Genomic DNA, 22902 nt, shown 5'->3' with positions numbered 1-22902 from the left:
CGCGGGGCGGGTGCCGACAAACGTTAATACTAACAACAAAAGGGTGCCCCTGAGCAGTGCCCCTAAAGTGGTAATAGGACCGCATTGCGCGGGGCGTGCGTGCGGCTTGCAGGGCGGGTGAGTTCGCTGTGTGGCGGGGTCAGAATTCCTGCCCGAACTTCATGTAGAACGCCTCGCTGCCGCCCTCGCCGCGGGCGTAGTCCAGGCGCACGACCATCTTCTCCTTCGGTCGCAGCACGAAATGCACGCCGACCCCGCCGGAGGCGTAGAGGTTGCCGGAGTCGGTGCAGTCGTTGAGGTCGTCGTGCAGGCAGCCGACGCCGGCGAAGGCGGCCAGGCGCCAGCGTTCGGCCAGGTAGTAGCGCTCCTCGCCCTCCCAGCTGATCACGTTGGGGGCGCGCAGCTCGCCGGGGATATAGCCGCGAAAGCGCAGGGTGGAGTAGCCGCTGTTGGGGGCATCGTGGGTGTAGCGCGCCTCGAACTGCTGGGCGAAGACCGAACCCTCGCCGTGGCCGAAGTAGTTGCGCCACTTCAGGTTGTACACGTCGAAACTGACATTGCCGCCCAGCGCCTCGCGGTAGGCCAGCTGCGAGAAAATCAGGTGGCGGCCGCTGGCGGGGGACTGGGTGTTGTCGCGCGAATCGTACTCCGCGCGCAGGCCCAGGGCGTTGGAGTTGAAGCCGCCGAGGTCGAGGATGTCGATGATGCTGTTGGCCAGGTCGTTGGCGCCGAGCATGGCGTAGTTGTTGATGAAGGCCTGGCCGCCGAGGAACCAGGACGGCGCCACCCGGTACAGGTAACTGGCGTAGTAGCCCTTGAAGTCGTCGGTGGTCTGCACCGGCAGGCCGCTGCCGAGGAAGTCCTGGTAGTCGTTGTTGGCCTTGCCGCCGCCGGCGAACATCTGGATGCGGTGCTGGTCCTCGCCGAGGAAGGCCCGCCCGAAAGCGCCGTAGACGAAAGAGTCGGTGGTGCTGTAGGTGCCCATCACGCCGAACATGGAGGGCGGGGCATCGCGACCCAGGTCCGCGATGTAGGCGCCCAGTGCGCCGCCGGAGGTGCCCAGCTTGGGGTTGCTGCTGACCAGCGGGGCGAACATCCAGGGGCTGGTCCTGGCGGGTTCTTCGGCGGCGTCGGCGGTGTCCTGCGCGCGGGCCGGCAGTGTAAGGGCGCTGGCCAGCAGCAGGCAGGCCGGAACCGCAAGGGCACGCGCCCCAGCTTGGGGTGCGCGAGCTCGTAGTGTCGGCCTCAGCCGTGATCCGTGTAAATCCATGGTCCTGGCGACTCCCGTTGCGGCGCTTGCGGGTCGCCGATGGCGCTCCCTCCCGGGCCAACTTGCCCTGTCGTGTCGCGCACCCGCCCGATTAAATCTAGTCGCTTCCGCGGCGGAAGGCGAAAGCGGGCGCCGCTGGCGCGCCGGGAAGGTCTAAACCGTTAAAAATACCGGGATATTGAGAAAGCACCCCTCATCCGCTACAGTTCGCCGCTGCCACGAAATCCCGGATTGGGGAACGCCCATGCACATGATTATCAAGCGCCTGACCAAGTGGTTGGTGCGTTTTATCTGCATATTCCTCCCCGAGGAGAAAGCCCACCAGCTCGAGCGCTGGCGCCGCGGCCGCGAGGAGTACTGGAAGTACCAGCGCTGCCAGTACATCTTCGCCTCCTATGGCAAGAGCGGGCGCACCTGGGTGCGGGTGATGATCTCGCGCTACTACCAGCTGGTGTACAAGCTGCCGGACAACATCCTCATGGGCTTCGATAACTACACGAAGCTCAACAGCGATATCCCGCGCATTTTCTTCACCCACGACAACTACCTGCGCCGCTACACCGGCAATGTCGATTCCAAGGCGGATTTCTACGACAAGAAAACCGTGCTGCTGGTGCGCAACCCGATCGACGTGGCGGTCTCCCAGTTCCACCAGTGGAAGTACCGCATGCGCCCGGAGAAGAAGTCGATGAACAACTACCCCGAGCACGACGCGGACATCTCGGTGTACGACTTCGTCAAGCACGAGGGGCAGGGCCTGGGCCACATTATCGACTTCATGAATGCCTGGGCGCGCGAGCTGCCGAAGATCAAAGACCTGCTGGTGGTGCGCTACGAGGACCTGCGCGCCAGCCCGGAGACCGAGATGGCGCGCATCGTCACTTTCCTCGGCATGGAGCCGAACCCGGAATACCTGCGCGACACCGCCGAGTTCGCCTCGGTGGAGAACCTGCGCAAGAAAGAGCAGGAGAACTACTTCTGGCGCAGCGGCAGCCGGGTGCAGGCCAAGGACGTCAACGACCCCAACACCTACAAGGTGCGCAAGGCCAAGGTGGGTGGGTACATGGATTATTTTGACGACGATCAGGTTGCCGAACTGACCGCGATGGTAGACTCGCGCCTCATGCCGGCCTTCGGCTATACCCGTGCGGAGCAGCAGGAGTCCTGACCATGGACCAGGAGTCGTGACGATGGAAAAGGTCGTCTTCATCCATACCAACGAGCGCCAGTGGTTGGGCGCACTGGTGGCGGCGCATTCCTTCCGCCGCAATGCCAGCGACCCGGACAGCTTCGATATCCGCTTCATCCACACCCGCGACCACCCCTGGTTGGCCGCCCGCGAAGGCCAGGAATTCCTGCGCGGAGGCACCACCCGTGTGTGGCGCATGGACGACCTGCAATCCTTCACCCCGCTGCGCTTCACCCCGCCGCAGCTCATGAACTACAGCGGCCGCGCCGTGGTCACCGACCCGGACGTGTTCGCCGCCGGCGACATCTGTGAACTGCTGGACCGCGACATGGGCGGCGCCGCGGTCATGGGTCGCCACCGCTCCGGCAAGGACGGCAAGGCCTACCAGGTCGCCACCAGCGTGATGCTCATGGACTGTGCGCGCCTGTCCCACTGGGATGCCGAGGCGCAGTTCGGCGAGCTGTTCGCCTTCGAGAAGGACTACAAGGAGTGGATGGTGCTGGCCTACGAGGACCCGGCCAACATCGGCTACCTCGAGGAGCGCTGGAACGATTTCGACCACCTCGACGCCGACACCCGACTGCTGCACAACACCAAGCGCCGCACCCAGCCGTGGAAGACCGGCCTGCCGGTGGATTACACCCCGGCGGACAAGTTCAAGGACAAGCCGTTGCTGGCCTCGCTCAACCGCCTGCGGGCGAAGATGTTCGGCGAGTACGGCCTGCTCGGTCACTACCACCCGCACCCGGACCCGGCCCAGGAGCAGTTCTTCTTCGGCCTGCTGCGCGAGTGCCTGGATTCCGGCCAGGTCAGCGAGGAACTGGTGCGCGAGGAAATCAGTCGCAACCACGTGCGCCACGACGCCTTCGAGGTTCTCGCGCGCACCCCGCCGCTGGAGGCACAGGCCGCGTGAAATACATCGATATCGACAAGCTGCGCAAGCTGCGCCGCGAGGACTTCCTCGCGATAAAGCCCTACCCCTACTTCAACACCGAGGGCGTGCTCACCGCCGAGGGCTTTCGCGAGCTGCTCGACAACATGCCCGGGCTCGACCTGTTCGAGAAAAAGTTCGGCTACGAGCGCCGCGCCGGCCAGGCGCCCCACGACCGCTACTCCCTGGAGTACACCCCGGAGACACCGGTACCGGCGCCCTGGAAGGCATTCATCGACGAGCTGTGCTCGGACGACTACCGCCACGAGATCGAGCGCCTGCTCGGCGCGAAAAAGGCCGAGTTCCGCTTCCACTGGCACTACACGCCCACCGGCTGTGACGTATCGCCCCACTGCGATGCGCGCCGCGAGCACGGCTCCCACCTGTTCTATTTCAATTCCGCCGAGGAGTGGGACCCGGCCTGGGGCGGCTCCACCCTGGTGCTCGACGACGGCGGCCGGCTGGACTACAACTCGGCGCCGGACTACGACCAGTTCGACGCGGTGCACGAGTGCGACTCCATCGGCAACTTCAGCTCGCTGATGCTGCGCACCGACCACGCCTGGCACGCGGTGCGGCCGATCAGCTGTCCCGAGGACCACATGCGGCGCATCTTCATTGTCGTGGTCAACCCCGACAACCTGTTCTGGAAGGTGCGCGACCGCATCGTCGGCAAGCAGGTGCAGCGCTTCTGATCCCCGCCCCGGGGTGCACGCCCCGGGCCGCTTTGGTCATTGCAAACGATTGTTTTAGTGATTGCCCGGCATCGCCCGCCCGGCGATGCTGGTTCCGCTTTATCCGCGCCATAGCCGGCGGCAGTGCGCCGCCGGCTGGCGACATAATTCCAATACGCGGAGCATGGCAGCATGGCGACACCCTCTATCAGCAAAGCGCGGCTGGTTTTCGGCCTCTACCTACTGGTTCTCATCGTGGTGCTGGAACTGGCGCTGCACTATTTTCACCTGCCCGCCTGGCCTGCGTTCATGGTGATGATCCTGTTCTTCGAAGCGCACATGAACCGCCAGCGTGCCCCGCACCTGCTGGTGGGCGCGCTGGTCGGCGTCGCCTGCTACGTGGCCACCGTCCACTTCGTGCAGCTTGCCGCGCCGACCCTGGGACTGTTCACCGCCAAGCTGCTGTTTATCTGCCTGGTGGTCTACGCCATCGTCGCCCTCGGCGAGGTACTGCCGGTACTGTTTAACAACTACGCCTTCCTGTTCTACCTGGTCAGCGGCCTGGCCGCCCGCGACGCGACGCTGTCGCCGGCGCCGCTGACCTGGGCGGCGGTGGCCCTGGGCGGCGGGGCGCTGGTGATTCTCGGTATCGGCGTGATCGGCCGGCTGGTTGCGGCTTCCGCCGCGCCGGCTGCGCCGGCGCCGGAATCCGGCGCGGAACACTGACGCGCCGCCCGGCGCACCACTGGCAGTGGCAGGCGCTCTCTGCTATTAAGTGAGTACCTGTTACGGTTTTGCCCGATAACGCCCGCTAAAAACGGAGCCAGTGGATGTCCCCAGCCCTGCCCCCCGTCACGCTGCCGTCACTGCGAGTGTCGGCGTTTACCTGTTTCCTCATGCTGTTTGCCCTGCTCGGTGGCTGCTCCAGCCACAGCCTGCAGGACGAGATCGTGCAGATGCCACCCAGTTACGCGCTGCCGCCGGCCGAGAGCGGCCTGCTCGCGGAGCTGGGACAGGCCCTGCAGGACGAGCACGGCGCGCAGGCGTCGGGCTTTCGCATCCTCGACGACAGCCGTTCCAGCCTCTACTGGCGCCTGGCCCTGATCGACTCCGCGGTGTCCTCGCTGGATATCCAGACCTACCTCTGGTACCCGGACGTGAGCGGCAAGCTGATCCTGGAGCGCGCGGTGCTCGCCGCCCGGCGCGGGGTCAAGGTGCGGCTGATTGTCGATGACCTTCTGCTACAGGGCCACGACGACCTGATCGCCAACCTCGAGGCGCAGCCGAATATCGAGTTCCGCATCTTCAACCCGTGGAGCGAGCGCAGCAGCCTGGCGCACCGGGTGGGCCAGATGCTGGCGGAGATGGAACGTCTCAACACGCGCATGCACGACAAGCTGATGATCGTCGACGGCCGCGCGGTGGTGATCGGCGGGCGCAATATCGGCGACCACTACTTCGGCCTGCACGAGACCTACAACTTCCACGACACCGACCTGTTCGGCCTGGGCCATATCGCCGAGCAGGCCGGCGGCATGTTCGACAGTTTCTGGAACAGCGAGTGGGTGGTGTCGGCGCAGAACCTCAGCGCACAGGCTGACCCGGCGCTGGCCGCGCAGCAGTGGCGGGCGATCCAGGACAGCACCGCCAGCGCGCCGCAGCTGGAGCAGTTCCCGCGCCAGCCGCGCGACTGGTCGCGCGAACTGCGCGAGCAGGCCGCCGCGTTGCGCATCGGCACCAGCGAGCTGATCTACGACGCCACCGCGCAAGACGCTATCGACCAGCAGCTGATCTCCAGCATGTTCAACCTGTTCGACCGCGCGCAGAGCGAACTGCTGGTGATGAACGCCTATATCATCCCCGCGCAGAAGGCGGTGGACTTCATGCGCGCACTCGATGAGCGCGGCGTGAATGTCCGCATACTCACCAATTCGCTGGCCTCCCACGACGTGCCCGCGGTGAACAGCCACTACGAACCCTGGCGCGACGACCTGATCGCGGCCGGGGTCGACCTCTACGAGATGCGGTCGGACCCGGCGATCCAGTCCACCGTGGTGGACGTGGCGCCGGTGCAGGCGCAGTTCACCGGCCTGCACAGCAAGACCGCGGTGGTCGACCGCCGCTACGTGTTCGTCGGCTCCATGAACCTCGACCCGCGCTCGGCGAAGATCAATACCGAGATGGGTGCCATCGTCGATTCGCCGGCGCTGGCCGCGGACATGGCGGCGGTAATCGAGCGCGATATGTCCGGGGACAACGCCTGGCATGTCACCCTCGATGACGATGGCGACCTGCGTTGGCAAAACAGCGAGGAGATCCGCGACTCACAACCCGCCCGCGACGGTATGCAGCGGGTGATGAACGTGATCATGAAACTCGGCCCCAGGGACCAGTACTGACCATCGACACACCGCGCATGGCCACTTGCCCTTCATTGTCGACCGCGCCCGCAGCGTTGCGCCTGATACCGTTCGCACTGCCGCGCGGCTTGCTGCTGGCCCTGCTGGCGATACTGACCGGCTGCGGCGTGCACAGCTTCAAGGCCAGCGACCCCGCCGCCGCGCCTTTCCTCGCCCGCGCACTCACCCAGGAGCAGCCCGGCGTGGCGATCACCGCCGCGGTGCCGGACGCCGCCGAGACCGAGGCCCTGACCGGCATCGACCTGTACGACCAGGACATCCAGCCGGTGTGGCTGGTGGTGGAAAACCGCGGCGACAAACCGTTGCGCATCGCCCTGCGCAGCATCGACGCGGAGTACTACTCGCCGATCGAGGTTGCCTACATGAACCGCGGCCCCTACAGCAGCCAGGGCTACGCGGACATGCAGCGCTGGTTCCACCAGCACGGCCTGCCGCGCGGCGTGCCGCCGGGCGAGCAACGCGCGGGTTTCGTGTTCACCCGCCGGCAGCGTGGTACCAAGGGTTTCAACGTGGACGTGTTCAGTGCCAGCGGCGGCCACAGCTTCACCTTCTTCGTGCCCATGCCGGGCTTCACCGCGGACTACACCACCGTGGACTTCGCCAGCCTGTACCCGCCCGAGCGCATGCGCGATCTCGACCTTGCCGGCCTGCGCAGGTTCCTGGAAACCGAGCTGTCCTGCTGCGCCAGCGGCCCGCAGGCCGGCGACAACGGCGGCCCGCTGAACGTGGCCATGATCGGTTCCTCGCTGGCCCTGCGCCGGGCCCTGTTGCGTGGCGGCTGGCAGGAGACCAGGGCGGGCGGGACGCTGCTGGCCAGCGCGCGCAGGCATCTCTTCGAGGAGCGTGGCCCGGACGCCATCTTTTACCTCGAACGGGCGGATGGGAACGAGATGCTCAACCTGCACCTGTGGCTCGCGCCCTGGACCGTGGACGGCGAGCCGGCATGGATCGGGCAGGTGTACTACCGGGAGTTCGAGGAGAGCCTGCTGCGCGGTATCGCCAGTAACGAGACGCTGCGCAACTCGGCATTTCTCTCGCGTTATATTCGCGAGAGCGTGGCCGCGGACATCGACGCCGCCCAGCGCTTCCTGCTGCAGAACTTCTGGTACAACCAGTCGCTCTCGGGCTTCGGCGTGGTGGGCGGTGTGGGCTATTCCAGCGAGGCAGAGCCGGCACTTACCTTTGACGGTATCGGCTATTTCAGCGACGGCTTCCGCCACGTGTTGAAGCTGTCGGAAACGCCGGTGCCGCTGGACGGCGTGCACCTGCTGTACGGTGACCTGGCGCTGCCGGGCACGGGGGAGGCGCGATGAAACACCGCTGGTGGCTGGCCGCGCTCCTGTGGTGGAGCGTCGCCGCGGGTGGTGCCGCCGACGTACCGCCCCCCAACGACCGCCTGCAGACGCGCAGCGAGGGCGCTGTATCGGTGAGTGTGGCGGTGCCCAGCGCAGCCGAGGCACAGGCGATTTTCGGTGCCGACCTCTACGCGCAAAACATCCAGCCGGTGTGGGTGAGCGTGACCAACGATGGCGAGGAGCCGGTTTTCCTCACCCCCATGGGTATCGACGCGGCCTACTACGCGCCGCGCGAGGCGCTGCAGCGCGTGCGCAGTGTCGGCCGCTCCGATGTCGCCAGCCTGGTGGAGAGCGCGGCGGTGCGCCGGGTCGAGGTGCTGCCGCACAGCCGCCGCGCCGGCTACGTGTTCACCCGGGTAGACGAGGGCACCAAGTCGTTCAATGTCGACGTGCTCAGCGACAGTGCGGTGGCGCAGATGAGCTTTTTCGTGCCGGTACCCGGGCTGCGCCTGGACCACCACGATTTCGACCGCGAAGCGCTGTACGCGGCGGAGGAGATTCGCGAACTGGCGCTGCCGGAACTGGTGGCGGCCCTGGAGGGCATGCCCTGCTGCGTGCGCGACGCCGACGGCGAGGACCGCGGCGACCCGCTCAACCTGGTGCTGGTCGGCGAGGTCGAGGACCTCTTCTACGCCTTCATGCGCGCCGGCTGGGACGAGACCGAGACCATCTACGCCAGCAGCCTGCTGAAGACCGCCGGCTCCGCGCTGACCGGCGGGCGCTACCGTTACTCGCCGGTGAGCGCCCTGTACGTGTTCGACCGCGCCCAGGACATCGCCCTGCAACGCGCGCGCAGCAGCATCCACGAGCGCAATCACCTGCGCCTGTGGCTGACGCCGCTAGTGTACGAGGGCCAGCCGGTGTGGATCGGCCAGATCAGCCGCGACATCGGCGTGCGCTTCACCACCCGCACCATCACCACCCACAAGATCGATCCGGACGTGGACGAGACCCGCGAGTTCCTGCTCGAGGATCTCGCCTACTCGCAGGCCCTGCTGCGCTTCGGTTACGTGGGCGGGGTCGGCGCCGCCGACTACAACGCACCGCGCGGCAACCTGACCGGCGACCCGTATTTCACCGATGGCCGGCGCCTGGTGATGTGGCTCTCGGGTACGCCGACGGCACTGGATGCGGTGGAAGTGGTGGACCTTTCGCCCTGGCACACCGGGCAGGTGGGGGACTAGTAGCGGCGCGGACCGCGCCGTGGTTGCGGTGCCGGCGCCATCGGCCGGTGGTCGAACTGGCCGTTTTGCAGGAAGTGGACGACCTGGTCCAGTACGCCTGTGTTCCACATGATCAGCGTGTGGGTGGCGCCCATCTCGATGAAATCCACCATGCCGGCAACGCGGGTCTCCTCCACGGAGACCGTGCCGTCACTGGCCTCGTCGGGAAAGCCCGGCAGCGGCGGCCGGCGGCTGATGTTGCCGGCGATCACGCCAACCTCGAATTCCACCGGGCCGAGTTGCAGCGGCACCGAGTTCTCCCCGGTGCCGAGCTGTCCCACCGGCACCGGTTGCAGCGGCTGCAGTATATCCAGCGAATACAGGTACTCGGCGAGCTGGCTGCCCTGGTTGGGCGGGCCGAGCATCACCGCCCGCTCCAGCCCCGCAATCTCGTGCTCCGCGAGGTACTGGCGCAGCAGGATGCCGCCGAGGGAGTGGGTGACGAAGTGAATGCGCTGCAATGACTGCCCGTGGCACTCGGCCAGCCCCTCGCCGACCGCCATTTCGGCGAGTTCCTCGATGGGGTGGGTGAGGGACGGGTAGGTGATGTTGGCCACCGTATAGCCCGCGTCCTCGAGCCGCCAGGCGACCGCCAGCATCGACAGCTCGGTGCGCCACAGCCCGTGCAACAGGATCACGCACTCGCCCCCGGCGAGGGGCGCGGCGCTGGCGGCGGGGGCCAGCCAGAGAGTCAGGAAGAGAACGAGGCGACGCATGGCAGGGAGGTTAACCCGGGCGAACAGCCCGTGTCAGCTTTTGCGTTGGGTGTGCTGTCCGTGTTGCGATGCGCGTGCTGGCAGCGTTGTTAAGCGCTCCGCAACCGGCGCCTCGCCAGCGCGGCGGCTCGTCAAAGTAGCTCTGTGTGCCGTCGCTATCCGCGCTGCACCGCGACGCTGGCACCGTCCGCGCGGGCGGAGGCGCGCACCGCGTCGATCACCTGCATAGCGGCCAGGCCGTCGGCAAAGGTGGCGAAGGGGTGGTCGCCGCTGCGGCCCTCGATGGCCGCATGCCAGGCCGCGAACAGTTTCAGCGTCGGCGGCAGTTCCACGTGCAGGTAGCGCTGGCGCGGGTCCTCGCTGGGCTGCATCGGCACCAGGCGGTCTTCCTCGGGTACCGGCAGCTGGCGCACGCCGTCCCTGTCAGCCAGCCAGGCCGTACCGTTTTCCAGCCACAGCGTGCCGTGGGAGCCGACCACTTTGGTCACCGAGGTCATCGGCCCCCAGTCGGCGGCGGTCTGGGTGATCATGCCCTGCACGCCGCTGGCCAGGCGAAAACGCACGGTGAAGGAGTCTTCCGCCACTGACTTACGATCCGCCACCAGTGGCAGTGCTGCGCTCAGTACATCGAACTCGCCGAGCCAGTCGCGCACGTGATCGATCATGTGCGAGCCCGAGGCGCCCAGCCAGCCGCCGCCGGCGTCGCTGTCAAACCACCAGTCGGGCCAGGGCCGGTCGGTATCCGCAAGCAGGTCCGCGTGCTGCAGGAAGCTCAGGTAGCGCGGCTCGCCGATCAAACCTTCGGCGATAGCCCGCGCGCCGGCGCGGCGGTCCGGCATGGCGCGCAACTGGTTGCCCATGAAATGCACCACGCCCGCCTGATGCGCGGCATCGAACAGTTCGCGCGCCTCGGCCGCGTCGCGGGTGAAGGGTTTTTCGCAGACCACGTGGCAGCCGTGGCGCAGGGCGCCGCGCACCACCTCCGCGTGGCTGTTGGGCAGGCTGGCCACGGTGACTGCCTTGGCGCCGGTAGCCCGAATCGCCGCGTCGATGTCCGTGAACGCGGCGGGGATGCCGTGGCGCTCGGCGCGTCGCGCGGTGCGCCCGGCATCGGTACCCAGCAGCCCCACTACCTCGAAGCCGGTCTCGCGCAGGGCCGGCAGGTGCACCCGGCAGCCGTGGCCGCTGCCGGCGATGATAACCCGCGGCCCGCCGCCGGACTCAGTCACCGGCCGAATCCTTTTGCGCCGCCAGCTGCTGTGCCAGCACCTGGATCGCCGGGCCGATGATCTCGCGGGTCACCCGTGTATCCATGTATTCGGCGACATGGGCGATGCGCCCGTCGCGCACGCGAAACGCGAACACGTGGTCGTTGCGCGCGTGCTGGCCGTTGACCAGCGGCCAGTCGGAGCTGACCTCGGCGACCACGCGGTCTTCCTCCGCGGTGATGCTCTGAATCTCGTAGACCAGCTTGCCCGGCTCCACCAGCGCCGCGAGCAGGGCGATGCCGCCATTGAAGCGCGCCAGGTCCGAGTCGCCGCTGGACAGCACCCAGGCGGTCATGTCCGGTGTAACCAGGTCTTCCGGCAGGTGGCCGCGACCCACCGCGGCGAAGAAGTTGCGGGCGAGTTGGTGCAGGGGCGCTGTGTCCATGGGGTTCTCCGTGAAGCGGGTTATTCTTGTGGATTGCCTGCCGTCGGGTTGGCGTTGATGCCGTCGAGGATGAAGTCCACTACCGCGGCGTTGAAGCGCGCATCGCTGGCCATGCCGGCGGGGAACAGCCAGTCGCGGAACAGCACGTTGGCCAGCACCGCGGCGAAGGACACGCGCACCATCAGCTCCGGCGCGACGCGCGCTCGGCCGTCGATGCGCCGCTTCATGACCGCGGCGCCGATATCGAAGTAGCCGCCCAGCGCGTCGATGTCGCTCAGGCTCTGGATATCCCCGGCAGACGTCGCCTCGGCAACGAGAAGCGCCTGCAGCAGCGGCGCGTTGTCGCGAATGAACTGCTGCAGCTCGCCGATGTACTGCTCGGCCCCGGCGCGCATGTCCTCGGCGGGTTCCCCGCTGCTGAGCTGCCGCGCATTGAACGCGGCGAAGCGCTCGTTCAGCGGCTCGAACACGGCGGCCCGGAACAGCGCGGCCTTGGACTCGAAATACCGGAACAACTGCGCCTCGGTAATTTCCGCCCGCCGCGCGATCGCCGCGGTGGTCGCCCCGTCATACCCGGCCCGGCTGAACTCCTCCTGCGCGGATTCCAGCAGGCGCGCCATGATTTCCTGCGGCGAACGCCTGCGTCGGCGTGGGGCGGCAGCTGCCTCCGTCTTGCTTCGGGCTGGCTTGCCGGGTTTGGCTTTTGCGGCTTTGCCTGGTGGGTTATTGCGTGCGGACAAGAGGTGCGTCTCCGGGTTTCTGGGCTCAAGATAGCAATTACTATCAATAAAGTCGACTGGGGTGCTGTGGTGTTTGGTTCGCGGCCGGGAGTGTCCGCCCTTCCAGGGTTCGAAAAGCTCACTCACCCTGGAAGGGCGGACACTCCCGGTCCTGAGACAATGTTCCAGCTAGTCGATTGCTATGCGCTCCATTCGCGAGGGACGGACCGGCAGCGCGGGCGTTGGCCGCTCCAGTCCGACGCCGCTCCGCGGTGCCCTCAGTTGGTCGGGAGCCTTAAAGCGCTTCGCTGTCTCCCTCCACGCCCTCGGCGCCAGACGTGATTTCCGCGGCCAACACCCCCGCTGCCGGCCCTCGCATTGCGCGAGTCAAGGAACTCGGAGGTTCGAGCTGCAAGTGCCGGGAGACGGGCGGGTGGAGCGCTCGCAAAAGACGCGCCGAGGGCGTGGAGGGAGACAGCGAAGCGCTTTAAGGCTCCCGACCAACCGAGGGCACCCCGGAGGGGCGCGATCTTGAGAGCGCTCCGCCCGCGGGTCTCCCGGCAACCCTCGCCGCCCCCGGACTCGGCAGGCGATCACCGCTCGGGTATCACCGGTAAGAGGCAGCCGCGAGTGTGGCAGGCCCCCGCCGCGACTGTGCTTTTGGAGCGACGGGGGCCTGCCACACTCGCGGCGGCCGTCCAGCCTCACCGAGACAAACAGCCACCCAGCCCAACCAAGACAAACAGCCGCCCAGCCCCCGACCAAAGTACAAGCCAATCCACCAGGAATTGACCTGACGCATAGCACCGTCACGTCTATGCTGAGAGTATGACCTCGAAGGGCCCCAGCCCCGAAAGTCACCAGCGCAAATAGCTCTAATAAATTCTGGTGTGGAGGCAAAAAGTTCCATGTCGAAGCCATTCGGCCACAGCATTCGGCCGTTGATCGCCGTCCTCGCGCTCGGCGTCAGCCTTGCGTTGCCACAATACGCCGCAGCAGCGGACTACGCGCTGCTCACCCCCGGCGCCGCACACTCGCTGCTGCTGGATATCGCCAGCGCCGGCGAGCGCCTGGTCGCTGTGGGCGAGCGCGGGCACATCCTATATTCCGACGACCAGGGCGCCAGCTGGGTGCAGGCCAAAGTGCCGACTTCCGTCATGCTCACCCGCCTGTGGTTTGCCGACGCTCGCCGCGGCTGGGCCGTGGGGCACGACGGCAATATCCTGGTCAGCGAGGACGGCGGTGTGCACTGGGAATTGCAGCGCGACGGCGTGAGCGATCAGGCACGCATCAACGAAGAGCGCCTGGCGCGTGCGCGCGAAACCGTGCAGACCCTGCGCGCCGAGCTTGCTCAACAGGCCGGCGAGGCAGCGCAGGACAAACTGGAGGCATTGGAAGAAGCCGAGTACGAACTGGATGTGGCCCGCGAGTTGATGCGCGAGCCGGTGTTCCCGCCACCGCTGATGGCCGTGTGGTTCGCCGACCGCGAGCGCGGCTGGGCGGCGGGGGCTTTCGGCACATTGCTGCGTACGCGCAACGGCGGCCGGCACTGGGAGGATTGGGGCTGGAAGGTGGAGAACCCGGACGAGCTGCACTTCAACGGCGTGACCGGGGACAGCCGCGGCAGGATTTATCTGGCCTCCGAGTGGGGCTACGTGTTCCGCGGCACCAACGGCGGCGAATCGTGGCAGGCGCTGGAAACCGGTTACGAGGGCAGTTTCTTCGGCGTGCTCACCAACCCGGCGACGGACAGCGTGTTCGCCTACGGGCTGCGCGGCACCATATACCGCAGCACCGATGGCGGCGATGACTGGCAGGAACTGGAAAGCCGCACCCGCGCCAGCCTGTTCGGCGCCGCGGCGACTGAAGAGGGCGCGCTGGTTTTTGTCGGCCAGGACAGTGCCGCGGTGCTCAGCCGCGACGACGGCGATAGCTTTCGTGAGCTGGCAGCGCCGGGACGGCGCGGGCTGACCGGCGTGGCCGCCACCGATGGCCGCCTGTTCGTCACCGGCGATGGCGGCAGCGAGGCGCTGGCCGTCGCGCCGCGCGCGGGGGAGTAGGGCGATGCTCGAGCAACAGCCACTTCACTACCCCGCGGTGCGCACCGCCAGCGTGCCGGAGCGGCTGATTTTCGGGGCGCGCCATTTCATCCTGGCGTTTTTCACCCTGGCCACGGTATTCCTCGGCTGGCAGGCATGGCACCTGCAGCCGGATGCGAGTTTCGCCAAGCTGCTGCCGCAGCAGCACCCGTTCATCCAGAACATGAACGACCACATGAAAGACCTGCGTGCAGCCGGCGCCAGCCTCAAGGTCTCGGTGGCGGTGAAGCGCGGCGACATTTTCAACGACGACTACCTCTCCACCCTCGGCCAGATCGCCGACGAGATCTTCTACATTCCCGGCGTCAACAAGAACGGCCTGAAAAGCCTGTGGAGCCCGGACGTGCGCTGGACCATGGTCACCGAGGAAGGCTTCGAGATGGGCTCGGTGATTCCGCAGGACTACGACGGCTCGCCGGCCTCCCTGCAGCAGTTGCGCACCAACCTGCAGCGCTCCGGGGTGATCGGCTCGATGGTCGCGGACGACTTCAAGTCCACCATCATCGAGGTGCCGATCTACGATACGGACCCGACGACGGGCGAACAGCTCAACTACCTGGCGTTCTCCCGCGCGCTGGAAAAACAGGTGCGCCAGCAGTTCGAGAGCGACAACATCCGCATCCATATCATCGGCTTCCCCAAGCTGATCGGCGAACTTCTGGAGGGTATCGGCGCTATTTTCCTGTTCGCCGCGGTCACCCTGCTGATTACCTGCGTACTGCTGTACGTCTACACCCGCGACCTGCGCGCCACCCTGGCGCCGCTGACCTGCTCGCTGCTCGCGGTGATCTGGCAGCTTGGCCTGCTGCACCTGTTCGGTTTCGGCCTCAACGCGTATTCCATTCTCGTGCCGTTCCTGGTGCTGGCGATCGGCGTCAGCCACGGCGTGCAGATGATCAATGCCGTGGCCCTGCAACTGCAGGGCGAGGTCGACCGCCTGCAGGCCAGCCGGCTGGCCTTTCGCAGCCTGTACATCGCCGGCATGACCGCACTGATTTCCGACGGCATCGGTTTCATCACGCTGCTGGTGATCGACATTGGCGTGATCAGCGAGCTGGGTATCGCCGCCAGCATCGGCGTGGCCTGCATCATCTGCTCCAACCTCGTGCTGTTGCCGGTGCTGGTGTCCTACATCGGCATCAGTAAAAAGGGCGTGTACCACATGCGCGTGGACCCGCAGCGCCGCCACCCGCTGTGGTCGCTGATCTCGCGCTGCGCCACGCCGAAGGTGGCGCTGGTCTCGGTGCTGGTCGCCGCGGCGGGTTACGCGGTGGGTATCGCCGGGGCCCGCAACCTGCAGGTGGGCGACCTCGACGCCGGTGCGCCGGAGCTGCGCCCGGACTCGCGCTACAATCTGGACAACGCGTTCATCACCGGCAACTACGCGGTGAGCACGGACATCCTGGTGGTGATGGTGGAAACCCCGGTGCAGGGTTGCGGCCTGTTCGAGAACATCCGCCTCATCGACCGCTTCGGCTGGTACATGGAGAACGTGCCCGGGGTGCAGTCCGCGGTGTCCATGGCCGACGTCGTGCGCCTCACCGCCATGGCGCTCAACGAGGGCAACCCGCGCTGGCAGACCCTGTCGCGGGACCAGCGCGCCATCGACGGCGGTGTCGCCAACGTGCCGCCGGCACTGATGAACCGCGACTGCAGCCTGGCGCTGGTGGTGCTGTTCCTCGACGACCACAAGGCCGAGACCCTGCAGCGGGTGGTGGACGCGGCGCAGACCTTCGAGGAGGAATACGGCACCGACCAGGTGCGCTTCAAGCTGGCCGCCGGCAACGCCGGTATCGAGGCCGCCACCAACCAGGAGATCGCGGTGGCGCAGACGCAGATCCTGGTGCTGGTGTACGGCGTGGTGGCAGCGCTGGTGTTCCTCAGTTTCCGCAGCAGCGTGGCCTCCGCCTGCATCATCATTCCGCTGGGGCTGACCTCCGCCCTGTGCCACGCGTTGATGGCCTGGCTGGGTATCGGCATCAAGGTGGCGACGCTGCCGGTGGTCGCCCTCGGTGTGGGCGTGGGGGTGGACTACGGCATCTACATCTACAATCGCCTCACCCACTACCTGCGCCGCGGCCTGCCCATGCAGGAGGCCTATTACCAGGCGCTGTCCACCACCGGCCGTGCGGTGGCCTTTACCGGCTTCGCCCTCGGCGTGGGCGTGATCACCTGGGCCTTCTCGCCCATCAAATTCCAGGCGGACATGGGCATCCTGCTCACCTTCATGTTCCTGCTCAACATGGTCGGCGCCCTGTGGCTGTTGCCGGCGCTGGCCTATTTCCTGGTGAAACCCGAACCGCCGCGCAAGCGCGAGAGCGCCGGCGAGGCCGAACAAGGAGACCACAGCCATGTGCAGACCGGATAAGCGAGCGCCGCTGGCGGCGGCGACTTTTCTAGCGGCGTCGGCGTTGACGCCGGGCCAGGCCCTGGCGCTGTCCTTCGAGGCCGGGGACTGGCTGTTCAACGTGGACACCTCGCTCACCGCCGCCGTGCAGTGGCGCACGGAGTCCCGCGATAAGGACCTCATCGACGACCCGCTGGACCCCTACCTCAACCTCAACGACGGCAACGTCAACTTCGACAAGGGCGACCTGGTCTCCGCCAAGGGCAGTTTCATCCTCGAACTGGGCGGCGAGTACGGCGACTTCGCGTTTTTCATCCGCGGCGACGGTCTCTACGACTACATCTACGAAAACGAGACTACCGGTATCTCGGAGCGCGACTACCTCACCTACAACGGTGCCATTCCTAACGGTGGCGACGTCGAGCGCGGCGACTTCCCGGACAAGACCCTCGACGAACACGGCAAGCGCCTGCGCCTGCTGGAAGCCTTCGTGAATTACCAGTTCGATATTGGCGAGCAGCTGAGCAGCGTGCGCCTGGGCCGGCAGGTGATCGCCTGGGGCGAGGCCACCATCTACCAGGGCGTGAACACCATGCAGAACCCCATCGACGGCGGCGTGGCGCTCTCGCCGGGGGTGGAGGCCAAGGAGATCTTCCTGCCCACCAACGCCATCGACCTGAAGCTCGGCATTACCGACAACCTCAACGCCGAGGCCTACTACAAGCTGGAGTGGGAGAAGACCACCCAGCCCGGCGTGGGCAGCTTCCTCAGCGCCTCGGACATTACCGGGCCCGGCGCCCAGCGCATCCTGCTCGGGCCGCTGGGCAGCGCCAAGGTGGTGAGCGCGGAGGACCCGTCCAGCTCCGGCCAGTGGGGCGCCGCGCTGCGGTACCTGACCGACGCCGGCACCACTTTCGCACTTGCCTACACCAACTCCCACGCCAACTCCCCGGGCAGCCGCATCGTCGTCGACTTCGCCGGCGAGTCCTACACCCAGGAGGTGTACCTGGAGGATGTGGAGTACTGGCAGGCCAGCGTCGCCGGCAACATCGGCGAGGCCTATGTGTACGCGGACCTCGCGTGGTCCGACAACGCGCCGTTCATCGACACCACCCAGTACAGCAACGACCTCGGCCAACTGGTGGTGAGCGACGTCAGTCGCGGCGAGTACCGCCAGCTGGTGCTGGGCATGACCGACCTGTATACCGCCTTCCCCTGGCTCTCGCGGCAGATCGTGTTCACCGGCGAGTTCATCTACCAGGACAACGATCTCGGCGAGGGCGACAAGACCGGCACGCCGTACATCGCCACCGACGACGCCTGGGGCTACCAGTTCATCGCCATCCTGCGCTACTTCGCCCTGGCGCCGGGGCTGGACGTGGACGTGCCGATCAGCTTCCGCCACGACGTCGACGGCTACGGCTCCGGCACCATGAAGAACAACCTGATCGAGGGCCAGAAGTGGGCCTCCATCGGCCTCGACGCCGTGTACCTGAACAACTGGCAGTTCTCCGCCAAGTACTCGTTCTACTTCGGCAACGACGATCGCGACGAGCCGGTGCTCAGCGATCGCGACAACCTCGCGCTGAGCGTGAAATACAAATTCTGACGGGAGATGTTCACCATGCGATACAAGCACAACGCATTCGCCGCCGGCCTCGCCCTGCTGCTGCCGGCACTGGCGCTGGCCAAGGTGCCCGAGGAGCAGGCGCAGCGCCTGGGCAAGGACCTCACGCCCTTCGGCGCCGAGGTCGCCGGCAACGCCGACGGCAGCATTCCCGCCTGGAGCGGCAAGTGGCGCGGGGTACCGCCAGGGGTGGAGTACGCAGGGCCAAAGAGCAAGGCGGTGAGCCCCTACGCGGATGAAAAGCCGCTGTTCTCGATTACCGCGGAGAACTATGCGCAGTACAAGGACCGACTCTCCGAGGGCCAGGCCGCGCTGTTCGAGCGCTACCCGAGCTTTCGCATGGACGTATACCCCTCGCACCGCGACTTCAACTACCAGCAGCGCATGATCGACAAGGCTGCCTGGAACGCGCGCAACACCGAGCTGACCCACGATGCCGAGGGCCTCAAGCAATACACCGGTGGCATCGCCTTCCCGATTCCCGATGGCCCCGAGCAAGTGCTGTGGAATACCCGCTCCAACTACTGCCACAACACCCTGAACGGCATTTCCGATGCGTACGGCGTGTTCGCCAATGGCGAGCGCGCCCACGAGGCCCAGGACTTCGCCCAGTCGATTCCCTTCAACGACCCGGACAACCCGATTCCCACCACGGAAGAGGTGGTGGGCGAATACATCGCCTTCGCCTTCGGCGAGCGCCTGGCGCCGCCGCGGCTCAAGGGCGAGGTGACCGTGGCCCAGGAGCCCGTCGACTACAAGAACAGCGCGCGCAATGCCTGGCAGTACCGGCCGGACACGCGCCGCGTGCGCAAGGCCCCGGCGGTGGGCTACGACAACCCGGACGGCCCCGGCGGCCTGCAGACCATCGACGACAACGAGGGCTTCAACGGCGCGCTGGACCGCTTCACCTACACGCTACTGGGCAAGCGCGAGATCTACATTCCCTACCACAACTACATCCTCAACGACCCGCGGCGCGGCGACCTGGACGACCGCCTGACCGTCAACCACATGAACCCGGACTACCTGCGCTACGAGCTGCACCGGGTGTGGATCGTCGAGGGCAACCTGGCGCCGGGCAAGCGCCACGCCTACAGCAAGCGCCGCTGGTACGTGGACGAGGACAGCTGGAACTTCGTGCTGTCGGAGAATTTCGACAGCCGCGGCAACCTGTGGCGGGTGGGCTTTTTCGCCTCGATCTACCAGTACGACATCGAGTGCTACGCCAAGCAGATTACCGTGTTCCACGACCTTCCGTCCGGCCACTACATGCTGCGCTGGGTGACCCTGGAGCGGGACGAGGTCGATTACACGGTGCCGTACCGCGACAAGAGCTATTACACGCCCGCGTATGTCAGGAAGAGTGTGAAGCGTTGAGGCCTATAGGCGCCCCGGTGCTTTGCGCGCTGGAATGTGTTCGCGTTTGGCGGAGTCGGCGCGGAGTTTTTATAGCGGAGAAAACATCAGGGGCGCACCTGGTTACCCGTGTGCGCCCCTTTGGTTCAGCTGGCCTGTGCCAGGTCCGGAATACATATAACCCGGCCTGACCAGGCCAGGTTTACCCCTCGCCGAGCCGCGCGCTCACCTTGCCCAGCTCGGTTTTCAACCACATCACCTCGCTGAGGTTACTGCCGCCGGACTGTTGCATCAGCGCCTGCAGGGCGTCCTTGCGCACCGCCAGCGCGCCGCCGTGATCCGGCACCACGCCCAGGGCGATGTCCGTCAGGTGCAGCGCCGCCACCGGCTCGCCGGCCTCCAACTTCTGCCGCGCGCGGCCTGCCAGCGGGTCGGCGCCGCCGGCCAGTTCCACCAGGTCGCGGTCCACCGCGCTGCGCGGCACCGGGTAGAGTTCCGCCGGGGATTCCAGCTTGAACCAGCCGGTGTACTCCTCCCAGATGGTGCGTACCGCCCAGCTTACCTTGCCGTGGAATTCGCCGATGCGAATCTCCTCGGGCAGGGTTATTTCCTGCATCAACGTGTCCACGTCCTTGCCTGCGTTCATGCCGGCGACGGTCTCGTCGTGCACGTAGCTCACCGCCGCGTACATCTTGTCGAGACCCGCGCGGATCTGCGCGGCGCCGGCGATCGGTTCGCCGTGGCCGGTGACGAGAAGCTCCGCGCCGAGCTGGCGCACCTTGTCCAGGCACTCAAGGTACTTCGCCGCGGAGCGGGGCTTGTCGCCGCGCACGGTGGAGAGGTTGGGCATGGACAGGAACACCGGGCCGAACAGGTTGCCGGTGAAGACGACCTTTTCCTTGGGCATCCACACGACGACGGCATCGAGCGACTCGCCGCCGGGGGTGGGGATGACCTCGAAGGTGCGACCGCCGACCTCGAAGCTGTAGCCACCCTCGGCCTCAATGTCCGGCTTCACATCCGGCACTTGCAGGTCGCGGCCCTTTACCGTGCCCGTCCACAGCACGCCGGAGCGGCGGCGGATGTAGGCGTCGAGCATGTCGAAGTAGGCGCGGGTGTCGGTGAAGCCGGGGCCGGTGATGATTTGCGTGCCGTCCTCCACGAAGGCGGGCACGCCGCCGTAGTGGTCCGGGTGCGCCTGGGTGAGCACGATGGCCTTGAGCGCGCCGGTGCGCTCGGGCGCGAACAGCGCCTTGTTGCGCTCGGCGCCGCCCATGAAGCCGGTGTTGATCATCACGTCGCCGTCGGCGGTAGTCACCAGGTAGGCGTTGGAGATGTCCTTCGCCATGTAGATGAAGTCGTTGAGGGCGACGGCCTCCGTCTGCGCGTCCCCGGCCTGGACCAGGGAGGCGAGCAGCGGTTTGTCGTTAGCGTTGTCGGCGGCCATGGGCTCACTCCTTGTTGATGTCGATCATCACCTTGGCGGAGGAGGGCGAAGCCGCGGTCTTCAGCGCGTCGATCACCTGGTCCAGCGGGTAGTGGTGGCTGATCATCGGCCCCAGCTTGTCCTTCAGGGCGGGCAGGGCGGCCAGCACCTCGGGCATTTCCGTGGGGTAGCCCATCGCCGTGGTGATGCTCATCTCGGTGGTGAGCATGGCGCCCAGGTGAATCTCCACCGGCTTCATGTAGGCGGCGGTGACGACCAGCTTCGACTGGAACTTGGCCATGCCGATGACCTGCATGAGGATATTCGGCGCACCGGCGGCGTCGATAAACGCGTCGGTACCGACTGCCTCGCGGTTGAGGATGCGGGTGCGGCCGTGCAACTCGTAGAGGGTCTCTTTCAGGTCGATCTCGGCGGGGTTCAGGGCCGCCTGGGCGCCCAGGGAGCGGGCGCGCTCAAGGCGCTCCTCGGAGAGGTCCAGCGCGACCACATCCTTGATGCCGCGCTCCAGCAGCCAGAACACCATGCCCAGGCCGATGGGGCCGCAGCCGAACACCACGACCTTGTCGCCGGGTTTCACATCCGCGCGGTTTACGCCGTGCATGGCCACCGCCAGCGGCTCGGTGAGGGCGGCGATGTCGTAGGGCAGGTCGTCGGGAATCGGCAGGATGCTGTCGCCCACCTGGGCACCGGCCACCAGCAGTTGCTCGGTGAAGGCGCCTTCCGGGCCGCCGCTGCCGATAAAGGAGGCGGTCTGCATCGGGTTGATGACGACCCGCTGGCCCACGCTCAGCCCTTCGACCTCGTCACCGACGAAGCTGATCTGCCCCGCCGCTTCGTGGCCGATGGGGGTGACGCCGCCGGGCTGGCGCATGATGCCGCCGACCTTGATATAGCTGAGGTCCGAGCCGCAGATGCCGCAGGCTTTCACGTCGATCATCACGTCCTTGCTGCCCGGGGTGGGGATGTCGGTTTCGTCGAGGCGCACGTCGTCGACCTCGTGGATATTCAGTACATGGCGCATGGGGTCTCTCCTACATCATGATCAGCGCGGCGCCGTCGATCACGAGCGTATCGCCGGTGTGCCAGCTGGAAGCGTCGCTGGCCAGGTAGGCCGCGATACCCTCGAAATCCTGCGGGAAGCCCGGGCGGGCGATGGCTGCCTTGGACGCGAAGTACTTGTCGATATCCGACCACTTCTCCGGCGGCTCGATCTGGCCATCGCGGTCGCCGCCCATAAAGCCCGTCTTGATATAGCCCGGGGCGATGTTGTTGGCGCGGATGCCGAACTTGCCCAGCTCCGCCGCCATGCAGCGCACCACGGCGCCGATGCCGCCCTTGGCCGCGGCGTAGCCGACAATGCCCGGCACGCCCTGGAACATGGACAGGCTGCCGCAGAAGACCAGTGAGCCACCGGGTTCGCCGGCCTCCGCCCGCGCTACCATGTGCTTGGCGCCCTCCTGCAGAGTGTAGAACGCGCCGTGCATGTTGGTGCCCAGCAACTCGTGGTACTGCTCCGCCGTGGCGGTGAGGCAGGACTGGGTGTTCGGCGGCATGCCGGCGTTGGCGATGACCGTGTCCACGCGGCCGTATTCTTCCATGAGCGCGACGAAGCCGGCGACCACGTCTTCCTGGGAGGAGACGTCCACGGAATTGGCGGAGGCGCGCACGCCGAAGCCTTTCAGTTCCTCGACGGCCTCGGCGTTCTTGTCCGCGTTGCGGCCCCAGATGACGACGTCGCCGCCCTGCTTGGCAATGCCGCGGGCGAAACCGAGACCGATGCCGCTGTTGCCGCCGGTGACCAGGGCCACCTTGCCGCTGAGATCGAACAGACCTTTGCTCATTATCTTCTCCTGTTGCGGGTACTATTATCGATTGA

The 22902-nt window shown here is 66.6% G+C and carries 19 protein-coding genes; 11 read left to right on the top strand and 8 right to left on the bottom strand.

The annotated features are described in order from the left end of the window. Positions 1 to 139: 139 nt before the first annotated feature. Positions 140 to 1096, bottom strand: a complete 957-nt coding sequence (locus E4634_RS19980) for a BamA/TamA family outer membrane protein (protein ID WP_135446447.1) — start codon at positions 1094 to 1096, stop codon at positions 140 to 142. A gap of 418 nt (positions 1097 to 1514) precedes the next feature. Here E4634_RS19980 and E4634_RS19975 point away from each other — a divergent pair, with 418 nt between their 5' ends. The 7 genes from E4634_RS19975 to E4634_RS19945 all read left to right on the top strand — a co-directional run bounded on the left by E4634_RS19975 (position 1515) and on the right by E4634_RS19945 (position 9023). After that, complete coding sequence (locus E4634_RS19975) at positions 1515 to 2438, top strand: sulfotransferase domain-containing protein (RefSeq protein WP_135446446.1); 924 nt, start codon at positions 1515 to 1517, stop codon at positions 2436 to 2438. 22 nt (positions 2439 to 2460) lie between these two features. Then, a complete protein-coding gene (locus E4634_RS19970; protein ID WP_135446445.1) occupies positions 2461 to 3372 on the top strand; it encodes a glycosyltransferase family protein in 912 nt (303 codons plus the stop codon). Continuing rightward, positions 3369 to 4085 carry a 2OG-Fe(II) oxygenase gene (locus tag E4634_RS19965; protein WP_135446444.1) on the top strand — a complete coding sequence of 239 codons (717 nt, stop codon included), beginning with the start codon at positions 3369 to 3371 and terminating at the stop codon, positions 4083 to 4085. Before E4634_RS19970 ends, E4634_RS19965 begins: the two co-directional genes overlap by 4 nt. Positions 4086 to 4256: 171 nt before the next feature. Further along, entirely contained in the window at positions 4257 to 4790 is a 534-nt protein-coding gene (locus E4634_RS19960) for a hypothetical protein (protein ID WP_135446443.1), read from the top strand. A 104-nt stretch (positions 4791 to 4894) separates the two neighbouring features. Then, positions 4895 to 6463 carry a phospholipase D-like domain-containing protein gene (locus E4634_RS19955; RefSeq protein ID WP_135446442.1) on the top strand — a complete coding sequence of 523 codons (1569 nt, stop codon included), beginning with the start codon at positions 4895 to 4897 and terminating at the stop codon, positions 6461 to 6463. 56 nt (positions 6464 to 6519) lie between these two features. Then, complete coding sequence (locus E4634_RS19950) at positions 6520 to 7797, top strand: hypothetical protein (protein ID WP_135446441.1); 1278 nt, start codon at positions 6520 to 6522, stop codon at positions 7795 to 7797. Next, positions 7794 to 9023: an LssY C-terminal domain-containing protein gene (locus E4634_RS19945; RefSeq protein WP_135446440.1), complete on the top strand. Its 1230-nt coding sequence runs from the start codon at positions 7794 to 7796 to the stop codon at positions 9021 to 9023. Before E4634_RS19950 ends, E4634_RS19945 begins: the two co-directional genes overlap by 4 nt. Here the strand turns inward: E4634_RS19945 and E4634_RS19940 are convergent. The 4 genes from E4634_RS19940 to E4634_RS19925 form a co-directional block, all read right to left on the bottom strand. Further along, the gene (locus E4634_RS19940; RefSeq protein WP_135446439.1) at positions 9020 to 9778 is read right to left on the bottom strand and encodes an esterase/lipase family protein; all 759 of its coding nucleotides are present in this window, start codon (positions 9776 to 9778) and stop codon (positions 9020 to 9022) included. The two genes, E4634_RS19945 and E4634_RS19940, sit on opposite strands and share 4 nt — an antisense overlap. A 155-nt stretch (positions 9779 to 9933) precedes the next feature. Beyond that, on the bottom strand, positions 9934 to 11007 hold the full coding sequence (locus tag E4634_RS19935) for a Gfo/Idh/MocA family protein (protein ID WP_135446438.1): 1074 nt from the start codon (positions 11005 to 11007) through the stop codon (positions 9934 to 9936). Then, positions 11000 to 11431 carry a nuclear transport factor 2 family protein gene (locus E4634_RS19930; protein ID WP_135446437.1) on the bottom strand — a complete coding sequence of 144 codons (432 nt, stop codon included), beginning with the start codon at positions 11429 to 11431 and terminating at the stop codon, positions 11000 to 11002. Before E4634_RS19930 ends, E4634_RS19935 begins: the two co-directional genes overlap by 8 nt. A gap of 20 nt (positions 11432 to 11451) precedes the next feature. Beyond that, a complete protein-coding gene (locus E4634_RS19925; protein ID WP_135446436.1) occupies positions 11452 to 12051 on the bottom strand; it encodes a TetR/AcrR family transcriptional regulator in 600 nt (199 codons plus the stop codon). Between the two features lie 1007 nt (positions 12052 to 13058). On the opposite strand from E4634_RS19925, the gene E4634_RS19920 reads away from it, so the two are divergent. From E4634_RS19920 to E4634_RS19905, 4 genes are read left to right on the top strand one after another with little or no spacing between them, the layout of a single operon-like run. Then, positions 13059 to 14210, top strand: coding sequence for a WD40/YVTN/BNR-like repeat-containing protein (locus tag E4634_RS19920; protein WP_135446435.1), 1152 nt, complete (start codon positions 13059 to 13061; stop codon positions 14208 to 14210). Between the two features lie 4 nt (positions 14211 to 14214). After that, positions 14215 to 16617 (top strand): efflux RND transporter permease subunit, encoded by a 2403-nt coding sequence (locus E4634_RS19915; RefSeq protein WP_135446434.1) that lies wholly within the window; start codon positions 14215 to 14217, stop codon positions 16615 to 16617. After that, on the top strand, positions 16601 to 18205 hold the full coding sequence (locus E4634_RS19910) for a DUF1302 domain-containing protein (protein ID WP_135446433.1): 1605 nt from the start codon (positions 16601 to 16603) through the stop codon (positions 18203 to 18205). Before E4634_RS19915 ends, E4634_RS19910 begins: the two co-directional genes overlap by 17 nt. 15 nt (positions 18206 to 18220) lie before the next feature. After that, complete coding sequence (locus tag E4634_RS19905) at positions 18221 to 19600, top strand: DUF1329 domain-containing protein (RefSeq protein WP_167855004.1); 1380 nt, start codon at positions 18221 to 18223, stop codon at positions 19598 to 19600. Positions 19601 to 19781: 181 nt separating this feature from the next. On the opposite strand, the gene E4634_RS19900 is transcribed toward E4634_RS19905, so the two are convergent. From E4634_RS19900 to E4634_RS19890, 3 genes are read right to left on the bottom strand one after another with little or no spacing between them, the layout of a single operon-like run. After that, the gene (locus tag E4634_RS19900) at positions 19782 to 21026 is read right to left on the bottom strand and encodes an MBL fold metallo-hydrolase (RefSeq protein ID WP_135446431.1); all 1245 of its coding nucleotides are present in this window, start codon (positions 21024 to 21026) and stop codon (positions 19782 to 19784) included. 4 nt (positions 21027 to 21030) lie between these two features. Continuing rightward, positions 21031 to 22047, bottom strand: coding sequence for a zinc-dependent alcohol dehydrogenase (locus E4634_RS19895; protein WP_135446430.1), 1017 nt, complete (start codon positions 22045 to 22047; stop codon positions 21031 to 21033). Positions 22048 to 22057: 10 nt separating this feature from the next. Beyond that, a complete protein-coding gene (locus E4634_RS19890) occupies positions 22058 to 22867 on the bottom strand; it encodes an SDR family NAD(P)-dependent oxidoreductase (RefSeq protein WP_135446429.1) in 810 nt (269 codons plus the stop codon). Between the last annotated feature and the right edge of the window lie 35 nt (positions 22868 to 22902).

The sequence above is a fragment of the Mangrovimicrobium sediminis genome, from assembly GCF_004745945.1.
Classification (GTDB): Bacteria; Pseudomonadota; Gammaproteobacteria; order Pseudomonadales; family Halieaceae; genus Mangrovimicrobium; species Mangrovimicrobium sediminis.
This window is presented reverse-complemented; position numbering and strand designations above follow the sequence as displayed.